This window comes from Kocuria coralli (assembly GCF_008831305.1).
Taxonomy (GTDB): Bacteria; Actinomycetota; Actinomycetes; order Actinomycetales; family Micrococcaceae; genus Kocuria; species Kocuria coralli.
In genome coordinates, this window is record NZ_ML708624.1 from 76,660 (window position 1) to 84,800 (window position 8,141).

The 8,141-nt window shown below is 68.1% G+C and carries 6 protein-coding genes; 3 read left to right on the forward strand and 3 right to left on the reverse strand.

Annotated elements, in window-relative coordinates; genetic code table 11:
- Positions 1-5: 5 nt before the first annotated feature.
- Both FCK90_RS12435 and FCK90_RS12440 read right to left on the reverse strand, forming a co-directional pair.
- Positions 6-3,224, reverse strand: coding sequence for a bifunctional [glutamine synthetase] adenylyltransferase/[glutamine synthetase]-adenylyl-L-tyrosine phosphorylase (locus tag FCK90_RS12435; protein ID WP_158034615.1), 3,219 nt, complete (start codon positions 3,222-3,224; stop codon positions 6-8).
- Position 3,225: 1 nt separating this feature from the next.
- Positions 3,226-4,569 (reverse strand): glutamine synthetase family protein, encoded by a 1,344-nt coding sequence (locus FCK90_RS12440; RefSeq protein WP_158034616.1) that lies wholly within the window; start codon positions 4,567-4,569, stop codon positions 3,226-3,228.
- Positions 4,570-4,842: 273 nt separating this feature from the next.
- Between FCK90_RS12440 and panB the strand changes: the two genes are divergently transcribed.
- Complete coding sequence (gene panB / locus FCK90_RS12445; protein WP_158034617.1) at positions 4,843-5,688, forward strand: 3-methyl-2-oxobutanoate hydroxymethyltransferase; 846 nt, start codon at positions 4,843-4,845, stop codon at positions 5,686-5,688.
- 69 nt (positions 5,689-5,757) lie between these two features.
- On the opposite strand, the gene FCK90_RS12450 is transcribed toward panB, so the two are convergent.
- Complete coding sequence (locus FCK90_RS12450; protein ID WP_425481710.1) at positions 5,758-5,934, reverse strand: SPOR domain-containing protein; 177 nt, start codon at positions 5,932-5,934, stop codon at positions 5,758-5,760.
- A gap of 178 nt (positions 5,935-6,112) precedes the next feature.
- Here FCK90_RS12450 and map point away from each other — a divergent pair, with 178 nt between their 5' ends.
- Both map and ppgK read left to right on the forward strand, forming a co-directional pair.
- Entirely contained in the window at positions 6,113-7,048 is a 936-nt protein-coding gene (gene map / locus FCK90_RS12455) for a type I methionyl aminopeptidase (protein ID WP_158034631.1), read from the forward strand.
- Positions 7,049-7,102: 54 nt separating this feature from the next.
- Entirely contained in the window at positions 7,103-7,969 is an 867-nt protein-coding gene (gene ppgK, locus FCK90_RS12460; protein WP_158034619.1) for a polyphosphate--glucose phosphotransferase, read from the forward strand.
- The last annotated feature ends 172 nt before the right edge of the window (positions 7,970-8,141 follow it).

The window sequence follows — 8,141 nt, forward strand, 5'->3', positions numbered from 1 at the left end:
GCTTTCTAGGCGCCGTAGAACAGTCTCTCGAAGACCGCCCGGGCGTGCCGGGTGATCCTCAGGTAGTCGTCCTCCAGGGCCTCGGAGTTGCCCGGTGCGTACCCGCACCAGCGGGCCACCGCCTCCATGTCCAGCCCGCTCCTGGGCAGGGTGTCGGAGGTCCTGCCGGTGCGCAGCACGTTGTAGTTGCGGATGGCGGTACACAGGCGCCATGCCCTGGAAAGGGCCTCCGCATCGGCCGCGTCGAGCAGGCCCTCCTCCACGGCGACCCTGAGGGTGGCCAGGGTGCCCGTGGTCCGCAGCCCCGGGTGCTCGTGGGCGTACTGCAGCTGCAAGGTCTGGGCCAGCCACTCCACGTCCGACAGGCCGCCGCGGCCCAGCTTCAGATGGCGGGTGGGATCCGTCCCGCGCGGCAGGCGCTCGTTCTCCACGCGAGCTTTCATGCGCCGGATGTCGTTGAGCTGCCGATCGGTGAACTCGGCCGGGTACCGGTGCGGATCGATCACGTCCAGGAAGGCCTCGCTGACCACGTTGGACCCGGCCATGGGCCTGGCTCTGGTCAGCGCCTGGAACTCCCAGGTGGCCGCCCAGCGGTCGTAGTACTCGCGGTAGGAGTCCACGGAGCGCACCATCGCGCCCTGCTTGCCCTCCGGCCGAAGGTCGTTGTCGATCTCGAGGGGCCGCTCCGCCACGATGGCGGGGGTGCACGGGGCCTTGAGGAGCTGGACCATACGCTGCAGGACCCGGTGGGCCTGGTCCGAGGCGGACTGCTCGGCGCTGCGCACGGTCCCGTCGGCGCCGGGCTCGGGGTCGGTCACCTGGACCTCACCGTCGTCGACCGCGCGGTGGCCGTGGACGTGGCCGCCGCTGCAGCGATCGTAGACGTAGATGACGTCCGCATCGGATCCGTAGCCGATCTCACGCCCGCCCTGGCGGCCCATAGCGACCACCAGGACGTCCGCTCGGCAGCCTTCGGCGTTGTGGACGTAGATCTCCCGCTCGGCGACGTGCAGCGCGCCCAGGACGGTCGCCCGGTCGATATCGGAGAGCGCCTCCACGACCCGGTCCACATCGAGCAGGCCGCAGGCATCGCCCAGGGCGACCCGCACCACCTCGCGGCGGCGCATGAGGCGGATCATGCGGATGGCCTCGTGCGCATCGGCGTGGCGGTCCATCTGCGCCTTGATCTCGCCCCACAGGTTCTCGAAACTGCGCGGTACGAGATCTTCGTCCTTACCCAGCCAGGCCACGGCCTCGGGCAGGTTCTCCAGCGAATCCGTGATGTACCGCGACGAGGCGAGTATCTGGCAGAGCCGTTCGGCGGCGGTGTTGGAGTCCCGCAGCATCCGCAGGTACCACGGCGTGTTCCCCAGGGCCTCGGAGACGCGGCGGAAGCCGAGCAGGCCTGCGTCGGCGTCGACCCCCTGGGCGATCCATTCGAGCAGGACGGGAAGCAGGGTCCGCAGGATCTCGGCGCGCCGGTTCACCCCCTTGGTCAGGGCCTCGAGGTGACGATGGGCGGCGCGGGGGTCGCGGTAGCCCAGCGCCTCGAGACGGTCGCGGACCTGCTCGTCCGTGAGCTCCACGCCGTCCAGGGAGGTGTGCGACAACGCCGCGAGCAAAGGACGGTAGAAGATCTTCTCGTGCATGCCCCTGACCTGGCGCTGCACTTTGTGCCATTGGTCCACGAGTGCATCGCCGCTCACTCGCTGGGCCTCGTCCGGGGCCTGCATGGCCACCGCGATCACCGCCAGTTCGCCCTTGCTGGTGGGCATCAGGTGGGTCCGGCGGAGCCGGAACAGCTGGATCCGGTGCTCCAAGAGCCTCAGCCAGCGGTAGTGGGCGTTGAACTGCTCGGCGTCGCGCCGGGCGATGTACCCGCACTCGGAGAGCGCCTGCAGGGACAGGGTGGTCGCCTGGGTGCGCACTCGCTCGTCGCTGTGCCCGTGCACCAGTTGCAGGAGCTGGACCGTGAACTCGACATCCCTGAGGCCCCCGGGGCCCAGCTTGATCTGCCGGCCCCGTTCGTCGGCGGGGATGTTGTCGGTGACCCTGCGGCGCATGGCCTGGACGGACTCCACGAAACCCTCGCGCTGCGAGGACTGCCATACGAAGGGCATGATCGCCTCCGCGTACCGCTCCCCCAGGTCCCGGTCGCCGGCGATGGGCCGGGCCTTGAGCAGCGCCTGGAACTCCCAGGACTTCGCCCACTTCTTGTAGTAGCGCACGTGCGAGTCGACGGTCCGCGACAGCGGACCATCCTTGCCTTCGGGGCGCAGGTTGGCATCCAGTTCCCAGAGCGGCGGCTCCGGCGCCGACGCCATCACGGCCCTCGCCGTCCCGGAGGCCAGCTTGCCTGCGATGACGGCGATACGGTCCTCGTCGACGTCGCTATCGCCAGGGTTGGAACCGGAATCGGAACCGGCGTCGGCCTCTGCCGGGGGCAGGAGGTCGTGGACGTAGATCACATCAACGTCGGAGATGTAGTTCAGTTCCCGGGCACCGCACTTGCCCATGCCGATCACGGCCAGGCCGACGCGCCGCACGAGGTCTGCCTCCTCGCCCTCCGCGCCGTCGATCGCCTCGGCCCGTGAGACGGCCAGAGCCGCGTCGATGGCCGCGGCTGCTAGGTCCGCGAGCTGGCGGCCCACCGCGGGGACCTCGTCGACAGGGCTGATCGAGCCGAGGTCCTGCAGGGCGATCCTGGTCAGCTGCCGCCGGTAGGCCACTCGTAGCGCCTGCTGGGCCTCCGTGCCCGAGATCCCCGCCACGGGGACCCGGGACTCCTCCTCGGCCTGGACTGCTCGCAGCAGCTCGCCGCGCAGTTCCGCGGCGGGAATCTCCGCCGGTTCCGCTGGAAGGGGCCGGTCCACGAGATCCAGGTTCTGCGGATGGCGGATGAGGAACTCCCCCAGCGCCTCCGAAGCCCCCAGCAACCGGATCAGGGGCAGCGCCTCGTCCAGCGTGCCCTTGACGTATCTGTCGGCGTCGGGCCGTGCCTCGATCAAGCGGACCAGGGAGCGCACCGCGGTGTCGGGCGAGGCGGCGTAGAGCTCGAGCGCCTTGAGCAGGAGGTCGAGATCGGCCGCCGCCAGTTCCGGGAAACCCAGCCACCGGCGCGCGTTCTTCACATCGGCGAAGCCGACGCGGATCAGTCGGCCGTCGGACAGTCCCTCGACGGTGGTCTTCTCGGTGGTCGAGGTCCCGGGTGCCGCGGCGGCCATCTCAGAGAAGACCCAGGTTCGTCTCGAGCTCCTGGCGGGTGACCACGGTCCGGTAGCTCTCCCACTCGGCGCGCTTGTTGCGCATCAGGTGGGTGAAGACCTGCTCGCCCAGAAGGTCCGCCATGAACTCCGAGTCCTCGGCCTCGCGGATGGCCTCGTGGAGGCTTCCCGGCATCGACCGGTGGCCGGCCACCTGACGCTCCGCCGAGCTCATCGACGCGAGGTCGTCGGACTCCACGGGAGGCAGCTCGTACTCCTCCTCCACGCCCTTGAGGCCCGCGCCCATGATGGCCGCATGGGCCAGGTAGGGATTGGCAGCCGAGTCCAGCCCGCGGTACTCGATGCGCGCCGACTGCACCTTGTCCGGCTTGTACAGGGGGACGCGGACAAGGGCCGACCGGTTGTTGTGCCCCCAGGAGACGTAGGAGGGGGCTTCGGCGCCCGACCACAGTCGCTTGTAGGAATTCACGAACTGGTTGGTCACGATCGCCATCTCGGGTGCGTGGCGGAGGACGCCGGCGATAAAATGCCCGGCGATCTTCGACAGCTGGAACTCGGCGCCCGCCTCGAAGAAGGCGTTGGTATCGCCCTCGAAGAGCGAGAAGTGCGTGTGCATGCCGGAGCCCGGGTGCGCCGAGAACGGCTTGGGCATGAACGTGGCGTAGGAAGCGTGCTCGAGCGCGGTCTCCTTGACCACGGTCCGGAACGTCATGACGTTGTCGGCGGTCTGCAGCGGGTCCGCGTAGCGGAGGTCGATCTCGTTCTGGCCCGGGCCGGCCTCGTGGTGGGAGAACTCCACGGAGATCCCCACCTCCTCGAGGGTCAGCACCACGTCCCGGCGGAAGTTCTGCACCACGCCGCCCGGGGTGTGGTCGAAGTACCCCTCGTAGTCCACGGGCACGGGCTCGTCGGTGACCGGGTCCAGGGCAGCCGACCGCAGGAGGTAGAACTCTATCTCGGGAGAGGTGTAGCAGGTCAGTCCCTTGGCGGCCGCCTTCTCGAGGACGCGCTTGAGCACGCCGCGCGGGTCGGCCAGGGAGGGCTGCCCCTCCGGTGTCAGGATGTCGCAGAACATCCGTGCGGTGGGCTGGTCCTCCCCGCGCCACGGCAGGAGCTGGAAGGTCGAGGGGTCCGGCTGCAGCAGCATGTCCGATTCGGTGACGCGGGACAGGCCCTCGATCGAGGAGCCGTCGAAGCCCAGTCCTTCCTCGAAGGCGCCTTCGACCTCGGCCGGGGCCAGGGCCACCGACTTCAGGGTGCCGGTGACGTCCGTGAACCACATGCGCACGAAGCGGACATCGCGCTCCTCGATGGTGCGCAGCACGAACTCTTGCTGACGATCCATGGACAACTCCTCATGCTTCGTGGGAAGGCCCGTGATCCGGTGGCGTCATCGCAGGCGCTCTTCGGCCCGCTGTGGCGCGACCGGGCAGCCGGAGCCCGATCTTCTCCCTCCCACCCTATCGTCCGGATCACAGCGATCCGGCCTTGTTCGGGGGTGCTCGGGGAGGATTTACAGGTCGCTAATACAACCGCCGTTCCGGAGGCGCCGTTTCGTCCCGCGACCCCCTCCACGATGCCGTGCCGGCATAGGCCCGGACACGGTTAGGCTGACGCCATGAGCTTCACCCCGACCACCTCGGATCCATCGGCCCCGTCCCTGCGCGAAGTCCGGCGAGTCCGAACCCACCATCTCGCCCGGGCCAAGGCCCAGGGCGAGCGGTTCACCATGCTCACCAGCTACGACTACATGACGGCGGAGGTCTTCGACGCCGCGGGTATCGACACCTTGCTGATCGGCGACTCCGCCAGCGGCACGGTGCTGGGCAATTCGTCGTCGTTGCCCATCACCGTCGAGGAACTGCTGCCCATGTGCCGCGCGGTCTCCGCCGCTGCCAAGCGGGCGTTCGTGGTGGTCGACCTGCCTTTCGGCTCCTACGAGGAGTCCCCTCAGCAGGCCGTGCGCACGGCGGTGCGGTTCATGAAGGAGGGCGGGGCGCACGGGGTCAAGATCGAAGCGGACACGACCACGGCCAGCCATCTCGCCGCCGTCGTGCGCGCCGGCATCCCGGTGATCGGCCACGTGGGTTTCACCCCGCAGTCCGAACACGCCATGGGCGGCTACCGGATCCAGGGACGCGGGGAGTCCTCGCAGCGGGTGCTCGACGACGCACTGGCCCTCGAACGCGCCGGCGCCTTCTGCATCCTCATGGAGATGGTCCCGGCGGAAACCGCACGGGCAGTCGATGAGGCCCTGACGGTCCCCACGATCGGCATCGGCGCGGGCAAGGACACCACGGGCCAGGTCCTGGTGTGGCAGGACGCCCTGGGCCTCAACGGCGGCAAGGTGGCGCGGTTCGTCAAGCAGTACGCGGACCTGCGCGGCATCATGACCGAGGCCGTGGGCCACTACATCGACGACGTCCGGGAGGCGAGGTTCCCAGCCGAGGAACACACCTACTGAGCGCACATGTGCTGAGCACGCACCTGCCCACGGGCCACTAGGGACTGGCCGCCAGAGTCCACGGCGGTGTCAGTCGTCGCCGAGGTACCGGCGTTCCTTGTCGTCCCATTCCTTGGTCTTCTGCGCCGCGGTCTGCAGGGCGCGCTGTGCTTCTTCGCGCGTCGCGTACGGCCCCATGAGCTGCGAATAGTCGGACTGCGGCCCTGTCTCGACCTCACGAGTCCTCAGGTTGTACCAGTACTCCACGATGGCCTCCGATTCCCAGATGATGCTGGCGGTGCCGCTACCGGTCGGAGAGGCAACGGCATTTCCTGAACTTTACAAAACCCATTCGACCGCTCCGCGCATTATGGTGGGCGCACTAGGGTGAGAGGAACGATCGCCCGCTTCCCGGTAACACAGGAGCTACATCCACGTGACCACCATGACCTCGTCGAGTACCCATCCCGGCCCCGCCCCGGCATCGCACAACCTGCCCGCGGCACCAGGGCAAGCCCCGGTCGGACGGCTGACCGCTGGGACCCTGGGGCCGCGTCGCCGGGTCCCGGCGTCCATCGCCCGTCCGGAGTACGTGGGCAAAGAGGACGCGAACGAGGGCAACGACTCCAACATGTACACGCCGGACGAGGTCGAGAAGGTCCGCCGGGCCGGTCGTATCGCCGCCAACGCGTTGCAGGAGGCAGGAAAGGCCTGCGTTCCCGGAACCACCACGGACGAACTGGACCGGATCGCCCACGAGTACATGTGCGACCACGGCGCCTACCCGTCGACCCTCGAATACCGCGGCTATCCCAAGTCCCTCTGCTCCTCGCTCAACGAGGTCATCTGCCACGGCATCCCCGACTCCACCGTCCTCGAGGACGGGGACATCATCAATCTGGATGTCACCGCCTACCTGGACGGCATGCACGGCGACACCAACGCCATGTTCCTGGTGGGCGACGTCGACGAGCAGTCCCGCCTTCTGGTGGAGCGCACCCAGGAGGCACTGAACCGCGCCATCAAGGCGGTGCGTCCGGGCCGGCAGATCAACGTCATCGGACGCGTGATCGAGAAGTACGCCCAGCGCTTCGGCTACGGCGTGGTGCGGGACTTCACCGGCCACGGCGTCGGCCGTGAATTCCACTCCGGCCTGATCATCCCGCACTACGATGCCGCCCCGTCCTACGCCTCGGAGATCCGCGCGGGGATGATTTTCACGATCGAACCCATGCTCACCCTGGGCACCATCTCGTGGGAGCAGTGGGATGACGACTGGACGATCACCACCCGTGATCGCCAGCGCACCGCCCAGTTCGAGCACACGATGGTGGTCACCGACAACGGCGCTGAGATCCTCACGCTGCCCGATCCCAGCTGATCCACCTCTCCACCGACCCAACACGGCATATGCCTGCCCGGAAGGATAGTTACCATGACCAGTGAATCCACCAACACCACCGGCCATCGGCCGGATGATCCCACGCCCCCCGCCGCCACGGGTTCACCGACGAGCCCGCGGCGGCTGATCGGCATCGACGTCGGGGGAACCGGCGTCAAGGGCGGGATCGTCGACCTCGAGGCAGGCGACCTCGTGGGCGAGCGTTACCGCATCCCCACTCCCAAGCCGGCCACCCCTGAGGCAGTGGCCGGGGTGATCAAGCAGATCGTGGATGAGCTGCAGAGCCGCGAGGGTGCGCCCGCACCCGATACTCCGATCGGCGTGATCGTCCCGTCGATCGTCGAACACGGCGTGACCCTCCTTGCGGCCAATATCGACCCCTCGTGGGTCGGTGCCGATATCGCCGGACTGCTCGAGCGGATCCTCGAGCGGCCCATCGCCGCGCTCAACGACGCCGACGGCGCCGGGCTGGCCGAGGTCCTCTACGGCGCCGGTAAGGGCGTGGACGGTACCGTCCTGGTCATCACCCTCGGTACGGGAATCGGCTCCGCTCTGATCGTGGACGGGAAGCTCGTCCCCAACGCCGAGCTGGGGCATCTGGAGCTCGACGGCCACGACGCCGAGAAGCGCGCCTCCGCCAGTGCTCGCGAACGGGATGATCTGTCGTTCAAGAAGTGGGCGACCAAGCGGCTGCAGCCGTACTTCAAGCACGTGGAGATGCTCTTCACCCCGTCGCTGTTCATCATCGGCGGAGGCATCTCCAAGAAGGCCGACAAGTATCTGCCCCTGCTGAACCTGCGCACGCCCATGAAGGTGGCCCAGTTGCGCAATAACGCAGGCATCGTAGGTGCCGCCCTGTGGGCTGAGGGTGAAACGGTCACCACGACCGGAGAGGCCTGACCCGACACCGACGCCGGCAACGACGCCGAGCGCCCGTTGGCTGGCCAAGGATGACCCCGCGCGAGGCGCGGGGTCATCCTTTTATTTAAACTTGAATCTTAGGCGCCCATATCCTCAGGCCTGCAACGTAGGCATTCAGGTGGAATTTCCTTTTGTGAATTGTTTCCGGGGG